Genomic DNA, 2,852 nt, shown 5'->3' on the forward strand with positions numbered 1-2,852 from the left:
CCTCACCACCCACGACACCACCCCCACCCACACCACCGCACTACACCAACTGAGCACCACACCCTGGCCACCCCCACACGCCGAACCCCTCGACACCGCCGGCCTCTACGACCACCTGCTCAGCATCGGACTGGCCTACGGACCAGCGTTCCAAGGACTGCAAAAAGCATGGCGCCGCGGCGAAGAACTGTTCGCCGAAGTCACACTCGACGACCACCAAACCACCACCGCCGGCGACTACAACCTGCACCCGGCACTGCTCGACGCCGCCCTACACGCACTGCTCATCAACACCAACGACCAACTGCCCCTGCCGTTCTCCTGGAGGGGGATACTGCTCCACCGTCGCCAGGCCGTCGCAATGCGCATAAGGATGACCGCAACCGACGACGACGGCGTGTCCTTCGCAGCCGTCGACGAAAACGGCCGCCCTGTGCTGACGTTCACCTCTCTGATCACTAGGCCCGTCGACACAGCAGCGCTAGCAGCGGCCGGCACGGGCGCGGCCGCCAGCCTGTTCAAACTCGACTGGACCACTGTGCCGCTCGGTGACCACGCACCGAACGGGTCCGAGGTCGTTGACGACGCTGCGCATGACCAAGGCGAGTTCGATGGCTGTGCCTCGACGCACTATGAAACTTCCGACGATCTGCTCGAAGCGCTGGCCGACGGAACGCAGATGGCGCAGTTCACCCTCGTTGACATCTCCCTGATGAACACCGACGACTCCGCCGCCAGCGCCCGCAGTGCACTCAGGACCGCGCTCGGCCTGGTCCGGGCTTGGCTCGCCAACGACCGCCTCGGCGATCAACGCCTCGTGCTCCTCACCCGCGGGGCAGTCGCAGCCGCAGCCGACGAAGCACCCGAACCTGCCCTTGCGGCGGTCTGGGGATTGCTGCGCTCCGCGCAGGCCGAGCATCCAGGACGCTTCCTCCTCGTTGACCTCGATCCGGGGGTCGATCGTGCGGCGTCACTGGCGGTCGCCATGGAGGCGCTCCCGTTGATCGTTGACGAGCCGCAGGTGGCCATCCGCGATGGGCAATTCCGGGCACCGCGATTGGTGCGGGTATCGCCGGTGACAAGTCCTGCTCGAACTGACCTTCCGCAGGGCACCGTGCTTATCACCGGCGGAACCGGCGCCTTGGGGCAGCTGATCGCCCGCCACCTCGCGACCGCCCACGGCGTCCGCCATCTGCTACTGGTGAGCCGCCGCGGCGCGGCATCGCCTGGTGCTCCCGAACTGGCGGCTGAACTGAGTGAGCTCGGATGCGACGTCACGGTCACCGCTTGCGATGCCGCCGATCGCGACGCTCTCGCCGAGGTGATTGCACAGATCCCGCGGTCGCAGCCCCTGCGGGCGGTCATTCACGCTGCGGGCGTCCTGGCAGATGCAACCGTGACGTCGCTCGATGAAGCCTCACTCGACCTGGTTCTGCGTCCGAAGATCGATGCAGCACAACATCTCGATGAGCTGGTGCATGACGCTGAACTTGTCTTGTTCTCGTCGGTCGCGGCTACGTTCGGGTCGGCGGGGCAAGGCAATTACGCCGCAGCCAACGCATTCCTCGACGCCCTGGCCCAGCGGCGGCGTGCTCAGGGCCGACCAGGTCGCGCGTTGGCCTGGGGACCGTGGTCGGTCGAAGGGGGCATGGCCGCAGGCGCCGAGGACGCCGACGCCGCGCGTTGGGGTCGCGCCGGACTCGAACCGATTGGCGAAGCCGAGGGGCTCGCGCTTTTCGACGCCGCGCACACCGCTGAGCCGACACTCCTTGTTCCTGTGCGCGTTGACGCCGCCGCGTTGCGACGCCACGCCACCGCTGGGATGCTGCCGCGGCTGATGAGTGCGCTTGTCCGCGTGCCAGCCGGTCGCGGGACAGTCGCCAACGCGCTGGTCAGCCGCCTCGCAGGAGTCGGTGAGGCAGCGCGCGAGACAGTGGTGCTGCAATTCGTCTGTACCGCCATCGCGGAGGTTCTCGGTCATGAGTCCCCGACAGCTATCGATCCTGAGCAGGCATTCACCGACCTCGGCTTCGACTCGCTCGCAGCGCTCGAACTGCGCAATCGGCTCGCACAGGCAACCGGTGTGCGTGTACCTGCGACGCTCATCTTCGATTACCCGAACCCGGCCGCAGTTGCCGCAGTAGTGACGGAGTGGCTGGCGCCTCCCCCCGCCGAGCCGACCGTATCCCCTGACGACGAGATTCGCGCCCTGTTGGCGACGATTCCACTCGAGCGGCTACGCCGGTCAGGCCTCCTCGATCCGCTCGTCGCGATAGCGCGTGACGGCGACGCGGATCCCGCCAACAACGGCCCCGCCGACGCGATCGACGACCTCGATGTCGAAAGCCTGATTCGCATGTCCCACGACAGGAGCTCAACGACGTGACAGCGACCAACGAGGATCTCTTGGGCGCCCTGCGCGCTTCCCTTAAGGAACGCGAGCAGCTTCGCCAGCAGAACCAGCGCTTGTTGCAGAAGGCCCTCGAGCCGATTGCGATTGTGGGGATGGGGTGTCGGTATCCGGGTGGGGTGGGTTCTCCGGAGCAGTTGTGGGAGTTGGTGGCTGGTGGGGTGGATGCCATCGGTGAGTTCCCGCAGGATCGGGGTTGGGATCTGGAGCGGTTGTTTGATCCGGATCTTGATCGGGCGGGCACCAGCTATACCCGTCATGGGGGGTTCTTGTATGACGCGGGTGATTTCGATGCGGAGTTCTTCGGGATCAGTCCGCGTGAGGCGTTGGCGATGGATCCCCAGCAGCGGGTGTTGTTGGAGGTGGCCTGGGAGGCGTTGGAACGGGCCGGGATCGCCCCGGACTCCCTGCGCGGCACCACCACCGGCGTCTACGCCGGAGT

At 66.6% G+C, this 2,852-nt stretch carries 2 protein-coding genes; both read left to right on the top strand.

Annotation, left to right across the window (positions count from 1 at the left end; all coding sequences use genetic code 11):
• Positions 1-2,386 (top strand): type I polyketide synthase (locus BST28_RS22720; RefSeq protein ID WP_133054365.1); only part of this gene is annotated, 2,386 nt, incomplete at its 5' end.
• On the top strand, positions 2,383-2,852 hold a 470-nt coding region (locus tag BST28_RS22725), incomplete at its 3' end, for a beta-ketoacyl synthase N-terminal-like domain-containing protein (RefSeq protein ID WP_133054366.1). The genes BST28_RS22720 and BST28_RS22725, both read left to right, overlap by 4 nt.

It is taken from the genome of Mycolicibacter kumamotonensis (assembly GCF_002086285.1).
In the GTDB taxonomy this organism is placed as follows: domain Bacteria; phylum Actinomycetota; class Actinomycetes; order Mycobacteriales; family Mycobacteriaceae; genus Mycobacterium; species Mycobacterium kumamotonense.